15 protein-coding genes and 1 pseudogene are annotated in these 16,061 nt (G+C 73.7%); 11 read left to right on the plus strand and 5 right to left on the minus strand.

The genetic code is table 11. The features are described 5' to 3' along the window. The first annotated feature begins 3 nt into the window (after positions 1–3). The 4 genes from dhaL to LX83_RS19385 all read left to right on the plus strand — a co-directional run bounded on the left by dhaL (position 4) and on the right by LX83_RS19385 (position 4,091). Entirely contained in the window at positions 4–669 is a 666-nt protein-coding gene (gene dhaL, locus LX83_RS19370) for a dihydroxyacetone kinase subunit DhaL (protein WP_253773354.1), read from the plus strand. Beyond that, positions 666–1,352: a dihydroxyacetone kinase phosphoryl donor subunit DhaM gene (dhaM, locus tag LX83_RS19375; RefSeq protein WP_253773356.1), complete on the plus strand. Its 687-nt coding sequence runs from the start codon at positions 666–668 to the stop codon at positions 1,350–1,352. The genes dhaL and dhaM overlap by 4 nt, the downstream gene beginning before the upstream one ends. 296 nt (positions 1,353–1,648) lie before the next feature. Then, a complete protein-coding gene (locus tag LX83_RS19380; RefSeq protein WP_253773358.1) occupies positions 1,649–3,430 on the plus strand; it encodes a 3-hydroxyacyl-CoA dehydrogenase family protein in 1,782 nt (593 codons plus the stop codon). A gap of 58 nt (positions 3,431–3,488) precedes the next feature. Further along, entirely contained in the window at positions 3,489–4,091 is a 603-nt protein-coding gene (locus LX83_RS19385; protein WP_253773360.1) for a DUF3558 family protein, read from the plus strand. Positions 4,092–4,223: 132 nt separating this feature from the next. Here LX83_RS19385 and LX83_RS19390 read toward each other — a convergent pair whose 3' ends face one another. Then, entirely contained in the window at positions 4,224–4,451 is a 228-nt protein-coding gene (locus LX83_RS19390; RefSeq protein WP_253773362.1) for an FmdB family zinc ribbon protein, read from the minus strand. A gap of 43 nt (positions 4,452–4,494) precedes the next feature. On the opposite strand from LX83_RS19390, the gene LX83_RS19395 reads away from it, so the two are divergent. Together LX83_RS19395 and LX83_RS19400 are read left to right on the plus strand one after the other, a co-directional pair. Further along, complete coding sequence (locus tag LX83_RS19395) at positions 4,495–4,806, plus strand: hypothetical protein (RefSeq protein ID WP_407649613.1); 312 nt, start codon at positions 4,495–4,497, stop codon at positions 4,804–4,806. 115 nt (positions 4,807–4,921) lie between these two features. Beyond that, complete coding sequence (locus tag LX83_RS19400; protein ID WP_253773364.1) at positions 4,922–5,686, plus strand: alpha/beta hydrolase; 765 nt, start codon at positions 4,922–4,924, stop codon at positions 5,684–5,686. On the opposite strand, the gene LX83_RS19405 is transcribed toward LX83_RS19400, so the two are convergent. Then, positions 5,662–6,234: a GNAT family N-acetyltransferase gene (locus tag LX83_RS19405; protein ID WP_253773366.1), complete on the minus strand. Its 573-nt coding sequence runs from the start codon at positions 6,232–6,234 to the stop codon at positions 5,662–5,664. The two genes, LX83_RS19400 and LX83_RS19405, sit on opposite strands and share 25 nt — an antisense overlap. 137 nt (positions 6,235–6,371) lie before the next feature. Here LX83_RS19405 and LX83_RS19410 point away from each other — a divergent pair, with 137 nt between their 5' ends. Further along, entirely contained in the window at positions 6,372–7,160 is a 789-nt protein-coding gene (locus LX83_RS19410) for an alpha/beta fold hydrolase (RefSeq protein WP_253773368.1), read from the plus strand. Between the two features lie 1,830 nt (positions 7,161–8,990). On the opposite strand, the pseudogene LX83_RS38905 reads toward LX83_RS19410, so the two are convergent. Together LX83_RS38905 and ccrA are read right to left on the minus strand one after the other, a co-directional pair. Then, positions 8,991–10,124: pseudogene (locus LX83_RS38905) on the minus strand (hypothetical protein); the annotation flags it as partial. Between the two features lie 80 nt (positions 10,125–10,204). Then, complete coding sequence (ccrA, locus tag LX83_RS19420) at positions 10,205–11,536, minus strand: crotonyl-CoA carboxylase/reductase (protein WP_253773370.1); 1,332 nt, start codon at positions 11,534–11,536, stop codon at positions 10,205–10,207. 265 nt (positions 11,537–11,801) lie between these two features. On the opposite strand from ccrA, the gene LX83_RS19425 reads away from it, so the two are divergent. Beyond that, the gene (locus LX83_RS19425; protein ID WP_253773548.1) at positions 11,802–12,161 is read left to right on the plus strand and encodes an SPW repeat protein; all 360 of its coding nucleotides are present in this window, start codon (positions 11,802–11,804) and stop codon (positions 12,159–12,161) included. A 240-nt stretch (positions 12,162–12,401) separates the two neighbouring features. After that, a complete protein-coding gene (locus LX83_RS19430; protein ID WP_253773372.1) occupies positions 12,402–13,013 on the plus strand; it encodes a TetR/AcrR family transcriptional regulator in 612 nt (203 codons plus the stop codon). A gap of 135 nt (positions 13,014–13,148) precedes the next feature. Here the strand turns inward: LX83_RS19430 and mce are convergent, their stop codons facing one another. Then, positions 13,149–13,613 carry a methylmalonyl-CoA epimerase gene (mce, locus tag LX83_RS19435; RefSeq protein ID WP_253773374.1) on the minus strand — a complete coding sequence of 155 codons (465 nt, stop codon included), beginning with the start codon at positions 13,611–13,613 and terminating at the stop codon, positions 13,149–13,151. Positions 13,614–13,819: 206 nt separating this feature from the next. On the opposite strand from mce, the gene LX83_RS19440 reads away from it, so the two are divergent. Continuing rightward, positions 13,820–15,010 carry an acetyl-CoA C-acetyltransferase gene (locus tag LX83_RS19440; RefSeq protein WP_253773376.1) on the plus strand — a complete coding sequence of 397 codons (1,191 nt, stop codon included), beginning with the start codon at positions 13,820–13,822 and terminating at the stop codon, positions 15,008–15,010. Between the two features lie 15 nt (positions 15,011–15,025). After that, positions 15,026–15,997 carry a methylmalonyl Co-A mutase-associated GTPase MeaB gene (gene meaB, locus LX83_RS19445; protein ID WP_253773378.1) on the plus strand — a complete coding sequence of 324 codons (972 nt, stop codon included), beginning with the start codon at positions 15,026–15,028 and terminating at the stop codon, positions 15,995–15,997. Positions 15,998–16,061 lie beyond the last annotated feature (64 nt).

Genomic DNA, 16,061 nt, shown 5'->3' on the forward strand with positions numbered 1-16,061 from the left:
CGAGTGGACTGCACGGTTGACGGGGTGCTGGCGGCACTGCGCGCGGTGACCGACACGGTGGTGGCGCACCGGGACGAGCTGGTCGGGCTGGACCGGGCGATCGGCGACGGCGACCACGGCGAGAACCTCACCCGCGGGTTCACCTCGGTGCTCGCCAAGTTCGCCGACGCCGATCAGCCGGGGACCCCGGGCCAGGTGTTCAAGCTGGTCGCCACCACGCTGATCAGCACGGTCGGCGGCGCGGCCGGCCCGCTGTTCGGCACGGCCTTCCTGCGCGCGGCCACCGCGGTCGGTGAGGCGTCCAGCCTGGACGGCGAACTGGTGGCGGCCGCGCTGCGGGCCGCCGTGGACGGCGTGGTCGCCAGGGGCAAGGCGGCCGAGGGTGACAAGACCCTGGTCGACGCGCTGGCGCCGGCCGCGCGCGCGGCCGAGACCGCGGCCACCGAGCCGAACGCCACCCCGGCCGCGGTGCTCGCCGCGGCCGCCCAGGCCGCCGAGGACGGGGCCGAGGCCACGGTGCCCCTGGTCGCCCGCAAGGGGCGCGCCTCCTACCTGGGCGAACGCAGTGCCGGCCACCTGGACCCCGGCGCCCGGTCCACCGCGCTGATCCTGCGCGCGCTGGCCACCAGCGCCTCGACCGCCGCCCAGGGCCCGGCGGGTGCCCGGTGAGCCCCCGGGTGGGGCTGGTGCTGGTCTCGCACAGCCAGAAGCTGGCCGAGGGCCTGGCCGAACTGGCCGCGCAGATGGCCCCGGACGTGCGGGTGCTGCCGGCCGGCGGGCTGGCCGGCGAACTGGGCACCGACTTCGAGGCGGTGTCCTCGGCGCTGGACCGCGCCGAGTCCGGCGCGGGCGTGGTGCTGCTCTACGACCTGGGCAGCGCGCAGATGACCGCCGAACTGGCGGTGGAGGCGCTGGGCGACCCCGGCCGCGCCCACGTGGTGGACGCGCCCCTGGTGGAGGGCGCGGTGGCCGCGGCCGTGGCCGCGCAGGGCGGCGCCGACCTGGACGGGGTGTCCGCTGCCGCCAGCCAGGCCGCCGGCGGCGCACCCGAGGCGGCCGCGCCAACCCTGGCCGCGCCGACCGGTGCGGTCAAGCGGGCCGAGGTGCTGTTGACCAACGAGATCGGCCTGCACGCCCGACCGGCCGCCCTGCTCGCCCGCAGCGTGGCGGAACTGGACGCCGAGATCGTGGTGCACCACGGCGACCAGCAGGTCGACGCGCGCAGTGTGCTCGGCCTGATGGCGCTGGGCGCCCGCGGCGGCGACCGGATCGAGGTGACCGCGCGCGGCACCGACGCGGACGAGGCGCTGCGGCGCATCACCGACCTGGCGGAGCGCCGCTTCGACGAGTGAGCCGGGGCCGGGGTCCCCACCATCCACAGTGGCCGATCAAGGCCGCCCGGTGTTCCGCCCGAGGACGACCAGCCGCTGCGCTGTCCACTGTGGAGGGTGGTAGCGGCCGTACCGCCGGATGGGGCAGGGGCGCTGCGACTGTGGCGCGACACACGCCCGAACGGGTTGCGGCGTCATCGATGACGGGATCGATCCGGTGGTGAAGCTCACCCGGAGCGGCCCGCCTCCCGTGGCACGATCGCCGGAAGTTACCGGCTGGTAGTGCTGTTTCGGCGCGACGTCGCGGGAGGTTGGCCATGGCACGTGAGTTCCACACGGTCGGAGTTGTCGGTCTGGGCACCATGGGGTCCGGCATCGCCGAGGTGTTCGCCCGCACCGGGCTGACCGTCATCGGTGTCGAGGCCGACGCCGCGGGCGTGACCCGGGCCCGCGCCCACCTCGACCGGTCCACCACCCGCGCGGTGGCCAGGGGCAAGCTGGGCGCGGCCGAGCAGGCCGCGCTGCTGGGCCGGATCAGCTGCGGCACCTCGCTCGCCGCGCTCGCCGACTGCGACCTGGTGGTCGAGGCGGTGCCGGAGGACCTGCCGCTCAAGGCCGAGATCCTCGGCGCGCTCGACCGGATCTGCCCACCGGCCACCGTGCTGGCCTCCAACACCTCGGCGCTGTCGGTCACCGAGATCGCCGCCCACACCAGCCGACCGGGCAAGGTGGTGGGCACGCACTTCTTCAACCCGGCGCCCGTGCTCAAGCTGGTCGAGGTGGTGCGCACGGTGATGACCGAGCCGGACGTGGTGACCGACGTGGTCGCGTTCCTGGAGAAGCTGGGCAAGGCCCCGGTGGTCATCGGCGACCGCGCCGGGTTCATCGCCAACGCCCTGCTGTTCGGCTACCTCAACCACGCCGTGCGCATGGTCGAGTCGCGCTATGCCACGCGCGAGGACCTGGACGCGGCCATGCGGCTGGGCTGCGGGTACCCCATGGGACCGCTGGCCCTGCTGGACCTGATCGGACTGGACACCGCCCACCAGATCCTCGACACCATGTACCACCAGTCACGCGACCGGCTGCACGCGCCCGCGCCGCTGCTCAAGCAGATGATCACGGCCGGGCTGCTCGGCCGCAAGAGCGGTCGCGGCTTCTACACCTACGCCGGCCCGGACTCGCCCGAGGTGGTGGCCGACACCCGCACCGCGACCACCACCGCGCCCGACGGGCCGGCCCGCGCGGTGCGCGCCGTGGGCGTGGTCGGCACCGGCACCATGGCCACCGGGATCGCCGAGGTCTTCGCCAGGGCCGGGCACCCCGTGGTGTTGCGGGCCCGCACCCGGGAGCGGGCCGAGGCCGCGCTCGGCCGGATCCGGCGCTCGCTGGAGCGGGCGGTGGCCCGGGGCCGGCTCAGCGCCGCCGACCGGGCCGCGGCACTGGACCGGACCAGCACCGCGGTGGAGTTCACCGCGTTGCGCGACTGCGACCTGTTGGTCGAGGCGGTGGCCGAGGACCTGGCGGTCAAGCGCGCGGTGTTCGCCGCGCTCGACGAGGTGGCCCGGCCGGGCGCGGTGCTGGCCACCACCACCTCCTCGCTGCCGGTGATCGAGTGCGCCGCCGCCACCAGCCGGCCCGCCGACGTGGTCGGCCTGCACTTCTTCAACCCGGCGCCGGTGATGAAGCTGGTCGAGGTGGTGGACACCATCGCCACCGCGCCCGAGGTCACCGCCACCGCCGTGCGGGTGTGCCGCAGCGTGGGCAAGCACCCGGTGAACTGCCGGGACCGGGCCGGGTTCATCGTCAACGCCCTGCTGTTCCCCTACCTCAACGACGCGATCCGGATGCTGGAGGCGCACTACGCCGGTGTCGACGACATCGACACCGCCATGAAGATCGGCTGCGGCCTGCCGATGGGGCCGTTCGAGCTGCTGGACGTCGTCGGGTTGGACGTGGCACTGGCCATCGAGCGCAGCCTGTACCTGGAGTTCCGGGAGGCCGGGTTCGCGCCGGCGCCACTGCTGGAACACCTGGTCACGGCCGGCCGGCTGGGGCGCAAGACCGGGAAGGGGTTCCGGGAGCACGACCGAGGATGACGGCTGAGCGTGCCGAATGCCCGGGTACCGTACCCCTGATCGGGTGAAAGGCGGTGCCATGCGACGGTTGGCAGTGGCGGTTTCTCTGGTGTGCGTCGGCCTGCTCACGGGCTGCGGCGAGCGGATCGCCGGTACCCCGCTCGCCGGCGCCCGACCCGAGTCCCCGGCGGCGCCCACGGCCACGTCCGCGCGCCCGCCGTCGTCCGCCTCGGCCAGCCCGACCAGCGGCGGCACCGCGTCGTCGCTGCCGGGCGTGCCGCCGGAGAACCTCTGCGCCCTGCTGACCTTCGCCGACCTGCCCTACAAGAACACCGACCCCGCCGCACCGCCCACCGAGGTCGGTTTCGACCAGGACTACGACCAGTCCTGCATGTGGAAGGTCAGCGTGGACAGCGTGGACGTCGGGGTCACCCTGCGGTACCGCAAGGGCCGGGGGCTCAGCATCGACCAGGCCAACGGCGAGTACCGGCTGGCCGACCGGACACTGTCCTACCGGGACCAGACCGCCAGCGCCGAGTACCAGGGCAACTGCGTGCTGACCATGGACTACGCCGGCGGCGGCATCGGCATCATCGTGATCGACGGCACGTTCCGCTTCGGCCCGCTGTGCGAGCAGGGCAAGCACATCGCCGAGGTGCTCGTCTCCCGCGAGCCGCGCTGACCCGGCCGGCCGGTCCCGCCCGGCCCCCGACCGGTGCGGCGGGTGCCGGGCCCTGCCCCGGACCGATCAGCTCCGTGGACCGATCAGCTCCGGACCGATCAGCGCCGTGGACTGATCAGCGCCGTGGACCGATCAGCCGCCGCAGCAGCCACCGCCGCAGCAGCCGCCGCCACCACCCTGAGCGGCCACCGGCGCCGCCCGGCCCGCACCGGCGGTGCCGGTGAGCGCGATGGTGGACAGCAGCTTGACCGAGTCCTCGTGACCGCCCGGGCACCGGGCAGGGGCGGCCGACTCGCTCATCGGCCGGTTCGCCGTGAAGGTCTGCGCGCACACGCGGCAGCGGTACTCATAGGTAGGCACGGTCTCATCATGCCGCACACCGCGCCGGTTACCGTGGTTCCTCGTGCCACGTCGCAACCACCCCCGCCGGTCCGGGTTATCGCCCCGGCCCTCCGAGTCGCGCCCGCTGGGCGGGTTAGCGGGGCCGAGGGTGGAGTCCGGCGGCGACGGCGACTGGCTGGTACGCAACGTGCCCGGCGCGCAGACCACCAAGTTCTACCGCTGCCCCGGGTGCGACCACGAGATCCGGCCGGGCACCCCGCACGTGGTGGCCTGGCCGGCCGAGGGCTACGGCTCGGTTGACGACCGCAGGCACTGGCACACCGGGTGCTGGAACGCCCGTGGCCGCCGCGGCCCCACCGCCCGCCGCTGGTGACCTGCCCACCGGCGTCCGCCGCGGTCGGCGCGCGGCCCGTCCGGGGTGCCGCCGTGACGAGTCTCGCCGCCGGCACGGCACCGGGTCGCCCGGTCGGGTGGCAGGATCGACGGTGATGAGCACCGACGACGCCGCGCCGATCCGGGCCAACACCGTGCTGCCCGCCAACCGGCAGCCGATCACGCTGACCACCGCCGACGGGCTGGAGCTGATCGGCGAACTCGCGCTGCCCGAGAACCGGCCGCCCAGAGCCACCCTGGTCTGCCTGCACCCGCTGCCGACCCACGGCGGCATGATGGACTCGCACATCTACCGCAAGGCGGCCTGGCGACTGCCTGCCCTGGCCGACATCGCGGTGCTCCGGTTCAACACCAGGGGCACCGCCAGCGAGGCCGGCCGCAGCCAGGGCGAGTTCGACAACGGCGTGGGCGAGCGGTTCGACGTGGCCGCCGCACTGGAGTACGCCGAGTTCCACGACCTGCCCGAGGTGTGGCTGGTCGGCTGGTCGTTCGGCACCGACCTCGCGCTCATGCACGGCTGCGACCCGCTGGTGCGGGGCGCGGTGCTGATCTCCCCGCCGCTGCGCTTCAGCAAGCCAGCACACCTGCGGGTGTGGGCGGAGTCCGGCAAACCGGTCGTCTGCCTGGTCCCCGAGTTCGACGACTACCTGCGTCCGGCCGAGGCCAGGCAGCGGTTCGGCGCCGACCTGCCGCAGGCCGAGGTCATCGACTTCCCCGGGGCCAAGCACCTGTTCGTCGGCCAGGCCGAGCCGGTGCTGGACGCCCTGGTCGCCGCGGTCGCCCCGGCGGTGGCCACCCCGCTGCCCAGGACCTGGAGCGGCCCGTACGAGACGCGTCAGGTCACCATCGTCGACTCCTGACCGCCGGGCGCTGGGCTGCCGCCGGGGCGGCGGAAGACCAGTTCCGGCCCGTGACCGAGGTCGGGGTCACCCGTTGTTTCACCCGTGGGGCGGAAACCGAGCTTGTGGGCGACGCGGACGGCGGCGCTGTTCGTCGGCTGGGTGATGATCACCACCGGTAGCTGGGGCAACGCCCGGTCCGCCCAGTCGAGCGCGGCGGCGGCCATCTCCGGTGCGTAGCCCTTGCCCCACGCGGCGGGACTGAACCGGTAGTAGAGGTTGAGGACCGGGGTCCCGTCCAGCTCGTGCCGGCGCAGCCCGCCGAGGCCGACCACTGTGCCGGGCTCGACAGCCGTCACCAGCCAGTAGCCGAAGCCGTGCCGCGCCCAGTGGTCGAGCCACTCGGCGAGCTGGGCCCCGGCCTGCGCCGGCGTGGGCGGCCCGGCGGGGTTGTGCCGGTTGGCCTCGGGATCGCACTGGACGCGCACGACCTCGGCCAGGTCCTCCTGGCGCACCCGGGCGAGCAGCAGTCGACCGGTGCGGAGCTGGTCCGGAAGCACGGTGGCCATGCCGGCACGCTATCGACCACCCCTGACAGTTCCCGGCCGGTTCGCGCCTGCTCCGGGCCCGACCCGGGCAGTACCCCCGAAGTGACCAACCACGTCACCCGAAGGCCTGAAGTGGCGCTGCCGGGCAGGATGGGGCCATGCACTACACCGACTCCGGAGCGGGCCTCCCGGTCGTGCTCGCGCACGCGTTCCCTGTGGACAGTCGCATGTGGAACGGCGTGCGCCAGCCACTGGCCGGCCGGGCCCGGGTGATCACGCCGGACCAGCGTGGTCTCGGCCGCAGCCCGTTGGACACCGGCGACGGGGTTCCCGAACCCAGTCTGGACGTGGCAGCCGACGACCTGCTGCGGCTGCTCGACGACCTCGGGGTGGACCGGTTCGTGGTGGGTGGCTGTTCCCTCGGCGGGTACGTGGCCATGGCCGTGCTGCGCCGGGCCGCCGAGCGCGTGGCCGGCCTGCTGCTGGTCGACACCAGGGCCACCGCCGACGACGCCGAGCAGCGGGCGACCCGGCTGGGCATGGCCGAACGGCTGGAGCGCGACGGCGCGGGCGACTGGCTGGCGAGCACGCTCGTGCCCGGCATGCTGGGTGCGACGACCAGGGCCGACCGGCCGGAGGTGGTCGAGGAGGTCGCCCGGTTGGTGTCCGACCAGCCCGCCGCGGGCGTGGCCTGGACGCAGCGGGCGATGGCCGCGCGGCCCGACTCCACCGACTTGCTCGGCGCGGTCACGGTGCCGGCGCTGGTGGTGGTCGGGGAGCAGGACACCATGACCCCGCCGCAGGTGGCCAGCCAGCTGGCCGCACGACTGCCCCAGGGGCGTCTGGCGGTGCTGCCGGAGTGCGGGCACCTGTCACCGGTGGAGGCACCCGAGGCGTTCGTCGACGCGGTGGGACCGTGGCTGACAGAGCTGGCCGGGCGCGGCTGACGTCGCTGGGCCCGGCTGAGGTGGCCGGGCCTGGTTGAGGTGGCCGGGCCTGGTTGAGGTGGCTGGGCCTGGTTGAGGCGGCTTGACCAGGCCTTTCACGACTGATCCCAGCCCCCACCCACCACCGGGGGGCGAGCCCTGCGCCAGCCTATCGGCCCCCCGGGTGGTGGGACAGCGTGGTGACGCGGTCTGGGGACAACCGCGTCGGGTGTGCACAACTGCGTGCTCGATCGGGTGATTGTTGAGCTGGGGCGTGCTGTTCGTGGTATGCGGTCAGCGCTTGGACGGGTGCTTGAACCGCTTGGTGGGCGTCCGGCCCTGGCCACCGCGCTGCTGACCAGTGGGCTGCTGACCAGTGGGCTGCTGGCCAGGCTGCTGGCCACCGGGTTGCTCACCGCCGGGCTGCTGGCCGCCCGGCGGTGTGGTGGCCGCTTCCTGGCCGCCGGCCGGTTGCTGGTCGAGTTCTTCCACGGGCAGGTGCAGCGTGGGCGGGTTGCCGGCGGCTGGCTGCTGCTGCGGCGCGCTGCGCTGGGCCTGGGGCCGCTGGTTGCCGGTCCGCTGCTGGGCGCCCGGCTGTCGGGTCGCCGCCGTGCCCTGGCCACCGGGCTGCTGCTGGTTGCCGGCCGGCTGCTTGGCGCTCTGCGCCGCCGGCCTGCCCTGCTGGCCGTTGCCCCTGACCTGGGCCAGGGCCGCCCTGCTGATCCGCTTGGTCTGCTCGGCGGCGTTGGCCGCGGCGGCCGCCTTGGCGTCGATCCGGGCGGTCCGCTCCGCTGAGCCGTCCACCGCGGGCGCCGCCGGGGCAGGTGGGGTGGCCTGGCCGGACTTCGGCTGCTCTGGCTTGGCCGGGGTTGCCTTGCCCGGGGTCGCCTTGGCGGGGGCGGCCGGAGTCCTGGCCGACGTCTTGGCCTGGGCCGGCTTGGCCGGTGCCTTGGCCGAGCCCGGCTTGGCCGGTGCGGGCTGCGCGGGCGTGGCAGCCGTCGGCGTGGGCTTGGCCGGCTCGCTGACCACGGTTGCCTCGGACGCGGTCGCGGCGGGTGCGGTGGGCGTCGGTTCGGTGCCCCCGGTGCTCCCGGTGTCCTTGGTGGCCGGGCTCTTGGTGGCCGGGCTCTTGGTGTCGGTGGCGCCTTGGGCGGTTCCGTCTCCCGAAGCCTTGGCAACGTCGGTGGCCCCGGTGACCTTGGGGACCGCGACCTTCACGGTGTCGGCGTCGGTCTGGGCCACCGCCGCTGGCGCGGCCTGCGCCTGCTGCTGCGGAGCCGGGGCTTGTGCTGCCGGGGCCGGCTCGGCCGGGGTGGCCGTGGCCGCGGCTGGCTGGGGCGCGGCCGGGGCGGGCTCGCCGCTGGTCGGTGCGGTCTCCGGCGGTGACGCGGCTTGCCCTGCCGGTTGGGGAGCCGCCGGCTGGGGCGCGGCCGATTGGGGAGCGGCCGACTGGGGCGCGACCGCCGGGGGAGTTGCCGTCTGCGGAGCGGCCGGTCGGGGCTCCTGGGCCGCGGCGGGGGCCACCGGGGACTCGGCCACCGCGGCGGGCGGCGTCGGCTCTGCCGTGACCTGGTCGGTGCTGGTCGCGGCGGTGCCGGTGGTCGGCTCGGGGTGCTGGGCGGCGTCCCCGGCCGAGGGCTGCGCCGGCTGGGCTGCCGGCGGCTGTTCGGTCGGGGTCACCGGGGCGGCGGCAGTGGTCGCCGGCGGGGCGGCGGGTGCCGGGGCGGCGGCTGACGGAGCCGCGGGTGGGGTCGCCGCAGTAGGGGTCGCCGCGGCGGGGGACTGGCCGGCCGGGGCGGGCTGGGCGGCCGGCGCGGACTGGGCGGCGTCGCCGCTGGCCGGCGGCTGGTCCGCCGACTCGGGGCGCTCCTGCGGGAGCTGCTCCAGCAGCGGTGCCGCGTCGACCAGCAGGCCGCGCGCGGAACTCAACTGGGTGGCGACCCGCTGCCGCAGCTGCCGCAGCGACTCCACGCGCGCGGTCGCGTGGTTGATCCGCCGGGTGGCTTCCTCGGTGGCCTCCCGAACCCGCCGGTTGGCCTCGTCGATCGCCTGCTGCACCCGGGCCTGCGCCTCGGCGATGGAGTCGTGCCGGCGCCGGTTGGCCTCGGTGGTGGCCTCGCGGATGCGGCGTTCGGCCTCCGCCTTGCTGGCCGCCTGCTCCTGAACGATCTGCTGGCGGACGCGGGCGGCCTCGTCGGTGGCCTCGCGCACCCGGCGCTCGGCCTCGGCCTTGCTGGCCGCCTGCTCCTGGGCGATCTGCTGGCGGATGCGCGCCGCCTCGTCGGTGGCCTCGCGCACCCGGCGGTCCGCCTCGGCCTTGCTGGCGGCCTCCTGCTCGGCGAGCTGGCGCATGGCCTCGGTGCGCCGGGAGGCCATCGCGATCTCGAAGTCCTCCTCCACCTGCTGGCGCTTGCGGGCGGACTCCTCGTCGAGCTGCTGCCGGCGCCGCGCCGACTCGTCGTCGAGCTGCCTGGCCTGCTCGCGCGCCGTGCCGGTGATCTTGTCCGCGTCGGCGCGCGCCTTCTCCAGCACGCCCCGGTGCTCGGCCTCCATCTCGGCCCGGCGGGAGTTCAGCTCGGCGATCAGCTTCTCGTGGCGCGCCCGCAACGCCGCCGCGTCCGACTCCGCCTTCACCCGGATGTGGCCGGCCTCGGCCTCGGCGCGCGCCCTGATCTCGTTGGCCTCGTCCTGGGCGAGCCGCAGCATGCGTTGCAGCCGCTCGCTGAGCCCCTCCAGAGTGCTGGGGGGCAGGGACAGCCGATCCACCTGGCCGCGCAGGTCGTCGATCTCCGACCGGGCCGCCTCCAACTGGCGGGCGAGGTCGTTCGCCTGGGACACGGCGGCGTCGCGGTCCGCGGCGAGTAGCCGGAGATCGGCGTCCACACGTTCCAGGTGATCCTCGACCTGGGCGCGGTCATAACCGCGCTTGACGATGTCGAATCCGGATCCCAGTGGAACAAGGTCACGATCGTCCGCGAGGCGCATGCCATCACGCTACCCGTTCGTGGCACCAGGTTCGCGTCTGCCGGCCGCGCAGCGCGGACGTTTCTTCGGGTTTTTTCCCCCTACTGGTCCCGAAAACGGTTGATCTCAGCCAAATGGGCGGCACGCAGCTCCTCGTCCCGAACGCCGAGACCCTCCTGCGGCGCCAGGCACAGCACGCCGACCTTGCCCTGGTGCCGGTTGCGGTGGACGTCGTGCGCGGCCTGCCCGGTGTCCGCCAATGAGTACACCTTGGACAGAGTGGGATGGATCTTGCCCTTGGCCACCAGGCGGTTGGCCTCCCACGCCTCGCGGTAGTTGGCGAAGTGCGAGCCGATGATCCGCTTGAGGTTCATCCACAGGTAGCGGTTGTCGTAGGAGTGGTCGTAGCCACTGGTCGACGCGCACGTGACGATCGTGCCGCCGCGCTTGGCCACGAAAACGCTGGCGCCAAAGGTCTCCCGGCCCGGGTGCTCGAAGACGATGTCCGGGTCCTCGCCGCCGGTCAGTTCGCGGATGCGCGCGCCGAACCGCTTCCACTCACCCGGGTCCTGGGTGTGCTCGTCCTTCCAGAAGCGGTAACCCTCGGCGGCGCGGTCGATGATCAGTTCGGCGCCCATCCGCCGGCAGATCTCCGCCTTCTCGGGGCTGGAGACCACGCACACCGGGATGGCGCCGCCGTGCAGGGCGAACTGGGTGGCGTAGGAGCCGAGGCCGCCGGAGGCGCCCCAGATCAGCACGACGTCACCCTGCTTCATGTCGGCGCCGTTGCGCGAGACCAACTGCCGGTACGCGGTGGAATTCACCAAACCGGGTGAAGCTGCCTCCTCCCAGGTGAGGTGGGCGGGTTTGGGCATCAACTGGTTGGCCTTGACCAGGGCCAGTTCGGCCAGCCCGCCGAAGTTGGTCTCAAAGCCCCAGATGCGCTGCTGCGGGTCGAGCATGGTGTCGCCGTGGCCGTCCGGGTGTTCCAGTTCCACGCTCAGGCAGTGCGCCACCACCTCGTCGCCCGGCTGCCAGGCGTGCACGCCGGGGCCGGTGCGCAGCACCACGCCGGACAGGTCGGAGCCGACCACGTGGTAGGGCAGGTCGTGCCGGGCGGCCAGCGGCGAGGTGCGGCCGTAGCGGCGCAGGAAGCCGAACGTGGACAGCGGCTCGAAGATCGACGTCCACACGGTGTTGTAGTTGATGGCGCTGGCCATCACCGCGACCAGCGCCTCGCCCGGCGCCAGCTCCGGGGTGGGCACCTCGTCCAGGTGCAGGGACTTGCGCGGGTCCTTCTCCCTGGTGGGCAGGCCGTCGAACATCTCGGTGTCCTCGGCGTGCACGGTCACGCCCCGGTAGTGGTCCGGAACGGGCAGCTCGCCGAGTTTGGCCAGGTCGTCGCCGAGGATGGCGTCAAGGATCTGCTGCACTGCGGTCCCCTTCGGATCGGCTGGTCGCGGCTGTCCGCGAACAGCTGGTGACGTGGATCGACGGGACGGGAGACTCCCGGGGCGGACAACAAGCGCGCGTTCATCGGTGCAGGTGACGGCAGGTTACTGACGAGTAAACGATCCAGTCGTGCCGGTGTGAGGCAGGGCACGTCCACGTCCCCCGAACGGACGAGCGATGGACTTGACCGGCCGGCCAACCAAGGCGGATTATCGGAAGTGGCCGAAGAGATTGGAGGTGGTCGTGATGGTCAAGCCGTGGACTCGCTGGCAGGACTGGGCAGAGGTGGTCTTGGGCGTCGTCGCCCTGCTCTCGCCCATCTGGCTGTCCGTGTCGACCGCGGCAACGTGGACGATGGTCGTCCTCGGTGTCCTGATCGCGATCGACGGCCTGTGGTCCCTTGCCGCGCCCGGCACGGTGGCGAGCGAGTGGATCCAGATCGTGCTGGGTGTGCTGCTGTTCATCTCGCCGTGGGTGATGGGCTACAGCGCGCTGACCGGCGCGGCGTGGACGTCGTGGATCATCGGCGTGCTGACCGTGATCGCGGGTGTCGCGGCGCTGCCCGCGGCGAACGCCGCCCACCAGGGGCTTGCCGGCCAGCACTGACCGGCCGTTGTCCGACAGCCCACAGACAGCCTGATCCGGCGAGCCGGTTGTGGACCGGCGATCGCCTCTGGTCGGGCGGAAACCTCGGGCCCACGACGGTGCACCGGGCGTCTCGGGCAGCCCGCGGGCGGAGTTCTCCCGACGCGGCGCGCGTTCCGAGCCAGCACCGGTCTCGTCGTGGGTCCTTGCTGTGGTAGCTGAAAATGGTGGCGGTGATGATGGCGGTGAAGGGGGTGCCCGATGGTGCGGGTGAGGATCGGCGGCGACGTCTCGGCGCGGGAGCGGATCCTGACCGCGGCCGAGGAGCTGTTCGCGGTCGCTGGCTTCGACGCCACCCCCACGTCGCGGATCGCCGAACGCGCCGAGGTGCCCAAGGGGTTGGTGCACTACTACTTCCGCCGCAAGTCGGATCTGCTGACCGCGCTGGTGGCCAGGCTGCCCGACGACCTGGTCGACCTGGCGCGCGTGGTGGTGCCCGGGGACATCGCGCAGAGCCTGCGCCGGCTGGTGACCCAGCTGGACGCCGCGCTGGACTCCTCCCGGCTGCTCAGCCACCTGCTGTGGCGGGAGGCCGACACGCACGCGGCGGTGCGCGCCGCCATGCAGGCCCGGTTCGAGCGCATCGTGGACCAGATCCGCTCGGTGATCGTGGCGGCCAGCCCGGAGAGCGCCGAACAGGCGGACGTGGACAGCGCGGCCGAACTGCTCGCGCTGGCGGTCAGCCACCGGCACTCCATGGCGCGGCACCTGGAGGTCGGCAAGACCCGGGTCGGCCTGATGGAGCGGGAGCTGCGGTTCATCGCGGGCGCGCTGGCGCAGGGGGCTGGTGGCCGGCTCAGCCCGGCCACCTGACGCGGTGGGGACCGGCCCGGCGCGCGCGGCCCGGCGGCGGGACGGGACCAGCCGGGATCAGCGGCGGGGCCCCAGTGGGTCAACTCCCGTGGGTCAACTCCCGTGGGTCAACTCCGGCGGGTCAAGGCCGGTGGGTCAACGCCGGTGGGCGGGCTCGGCGGGAACCTCGGCCGGCTGCACGAGTTCGATGAGCACCCCGCCGGTGTCCTTCGGGTGGACGAAGTTCACCCGGCTGTTGGCGGTGCCGGGCACCGACTCGTCGTAGACCAGGCGCAGCCCCTTGGCGCGCAGCGCGGCGCTCGCCTCGTCCACACTGGACACCCGGTAGGCCAGCTGCTGGATGCCGGGGCCGTGGCGGTCGAGGAACTTGCCGATGGGGGAGTCCGGGCGCAGCGGCGCCAGCAACTGCAGTGCCGCGCCGGTGGTGTCGCCGGGGGCCCGTAGCATGGCCTCGCGCACGCCCTGCTGCTCGTTGGTCTCCACGTGGGTCGGCTCGAAGCCGAAGGTCTCGCGGTGGAAGTTGATCGCCTCGTCGAGGTCGGGCACGGCGAGACCGACGTGGTCGATCGCGATAACGAAACTCCTGAGTTCCTCAAGCATGGACCGTAGGGTAGGACGGCTGAACCGGTCACGCTCGGTGAAATGTGGTGCGTGACATGCGCGGGTAACCTCGGAATCGGTGTAGTCGCCGCGCGCCTGTGCCGTGCGCTACACCACAGTCTGTCCGTCGGCTACCCACCGGTATCGTCCGGGTGATATCCGTCGACCACCGCCCGTGGAAGCTGACACCGCCCGTGGAGGCAACTGTGTCCGGAACCGTCATCGTCGCCGGGGCCCGTACGCCAATGGGTCGGCTGCTGGGCTCGCTCAAGGACTTCTCCGGCGCGCAGCTCGGTGGCTTCGCCATCAAGGGCGCGCTGCAGCGGGCCGGGATCTCACCCGACCAGGTGCAGTACGTGATCATGGGCCAGGTGCTCACCGCCGGCGCCGGCCAGATCCCGGCCAGGCAGGCCGCGGTGGCCGCCGGCATCCCCATGGACGTTCCCGCGCTCACCATCAACAAGGTGTGCCTGTCCGGTCTGGACGCCATCGCCCTGGCCGACCAGCTGATCAGGGCCGGCGAGTTCGACATCGTGGTGGCCGGCGGCCAGGAGTCCATGACCCAGGCGCCCCACCTGCTGCCCAAGTCGCGCTCCGGGTTCAAGTACGGCGACACCCAACTGGTCGACCACATGGCCTACGACGGGCTGTTCTGCGCGTTCGACCAGGTCGCCATGGGTGCCTCCACCGAGAAGCACAACGCCCGCTACGGGTTGACCCGCCAGGAGCAGGACGAGTTCGCCGCCCGCTCCCACCAGCGCGCCGCCGCCGCGATCAAGGCCGGCCTGTTCGCCGAGGAGATCGTTCCGGTGAGCGTGCCCCAGCGCAAGGGCGACCCGGTGCTGGTGGACACCGACGAGGGCGTGCGCGCTGACACCACGGTGGAGACGCTGGCCACGCTGCGGCCGGCGTTCGCCGCCGACGGCACCATCACCGCCGGCTCCGCCTCGCAGATCTCCGACGGCGCCGCCGCCGTGGTGGTGATGAGCAAGGCCAAGGCCGAGGCGCTGGGCCTGGACTGGATCGCCGAGATCGGCGCGCACGGCGTGGTCGCCGGCCCGGACGCCAGCCTGCACGAGCAGCCGTCCAACGCGATCCGGGTGGCCTGCGCCAAGGCCGGCATCGAGCCGGGCGAGCTGGACCTGGTGGAGATCAACGAGGCGTTCGCCGCGGTCGGCGTGGTCTCCGCCCGGCAGTTGGGCCTGGACGAGGACCGGGTCAACGTCAACGGCGGGGCCATCGCGCTCGGCCACCCGATCGGCATGTCCGGCGCCCGGCTCGTCCTGCACCTGGCCCTGGAGCTGCGGCGGCGCGGCGGCGGGGTCGGCGCGGCGGCGCTGTGCGGCGGCGGCGGCCAGGGCGACGCGCTGCTGCTCCGCGTGCCCACCACCAGGTGAGCCGGGGTTTCGCCGGTGCCGAGGACCGTTGACGTCGGCGAGCTGGTCGAGCGCGCGCGTGCCGGCCAGCCGCGCGCCGTGGCCAGGCTGATCTCCCTGGTCGAGGACGCCAGCCCGCAGCTGCGCGAGGTGGCCGCCGCGCTCGCCCCGTTCACCGGCCGGGCCGTGGTGATCGGCCTGACCGGCTCGCCCGGCGTGGGCAAGTCCACCACCACGTCCGCGCTGGTGGCGGCGTTCCGCCGGCAGGGAAGGCGGGTCGGGGTGCTCGCGGTGGACCCGTCCTCGCCGTTCTCCGGCGGCGCCCTGCTCGGCGACCGGGTGCGGATGCAGGACCACGCCACCGACAGCGGGGTGTTCATCCGGTCCATGGCCACCCGCGGGCACCTGGGTGGCCTGGCCTGGGCCACCCCGCAGGCGCTGCGCGTGCTCGACGCGGCCGGCTTCGACGTGGTGCTGGTGGAGACGGTCGGGGTGGGCCAGTCCGAGGTCGAGGTGGTGTCGCTGGCCGACAGCACGGTGGTGCTGCTGGCCCCGGGCATGGGCGACGGCATCCAGGCGGCCAAGGCCGGCATCCTGGAGGTCGGTGACGTGTTCGTGGTGAACAAGGCCGACCGGGACGGCGCCGACGCGACCGTGCGCGACCTCAAGCACATGATCTCGCTGGGCCGGCGGGAGCGGACGGGGCCGAGCTGGCGGCCCGCGGTGGTGCGCACCGTGGCCTCGGCCGGGCAGGGCGTTGACGAGCTGGTCGCCGCCCTGGACGAGCACCACCGGTGGCTGGTCGCGCACGGCGAGCTGGAGCGGCGCCGGGTGGCGCGGGCCAGCAGCGAGATCGAGGCGGTCGCGGTGGCGCGGCTGCGCGCCGAACTCGGCGACGTGCACCAGGGCGGTGCCCTCGGCCAGCTCGCCAAGCAGGTCACCAGCGGCGAGATCGACCCCTACCGGGCGGCCGACGAGCTGGTGGCGGGCCTGCGCGCCGGCCACTGAGCACCACCGGTCGGCACTGCGCACATCGGTTGATTTTGCGGGGACCGCACAGGTCGCGTTGTTA

Source organism: Goodfellowiella coeruleoviolacea (assembly GCF_024171785.1).
Taxonomy (GTDB): Bacteria; Actinomycetota; Actinomycetes; order Mycobacteriales; family Pseudonocardiaceae; genus Goodfellowiella; species Goodfellowiella coeruleoviolacea.

Bases quoted from the DNA above. Each gene is read 5' to 3' on its own strand.
- LX83_RS19410 (WP_253773368.1), top strand. From the start codon at position 6,372: ATGCACTACACCGACTCCGGAGCGGGCCTCCCGGTCGTGCTCGCGCAC.
- LX83_RS19430 (WP_253773372.1), top strand. From the start codon at position 12,402: ATGGTGCGGGTGAGGATCGGCGGCGACGTCTCGGCGCGGGAGCGGATC.
- LX83_RS19425 (WP_253773548.1), top strand. From the start codon at position 11,802: ATGGTCAAGCCGTGGACTCGCTGGCAGGACTGGGCAGAGGTGGTCTTG.
- LX83_RS19380 (WP_253773358.1), top strand. From the start codon at position 1,649: ATGGCACGTGAGTTCCACACGGTCGGAGTTGTCGGTCTGGGCACCATG.
- LX83_RS19405 (WP_253773366.1), bottom strand. From the start codon at position 6,234: ATGGCCACCGTGCTTCCGGACCAGCTCCGCACCGGTCGACTGCTGCTC.
- LX83_RS19385 (WP_253773360.1), top strand. From the start codon at position 3,489: ATGCGACGGTTGGCAGTGGCGGTTTCTCTGGTGTGCGTCGGCCTGCTC.
- LX83_RS19400 (WP_253773364.1), top strand. From the start codon at position 4,922: ATGAGCACCGACGACGCCGCGCCGATCCGGGCCAACACCGTGCTGCCC.
- mce (WP_253773374.1), bottom strand. From the start codon at position 13,613: ATGCTTGAGGAACTCAGGAGTTTCGTTATCGCGATCGACCACGTCGGT.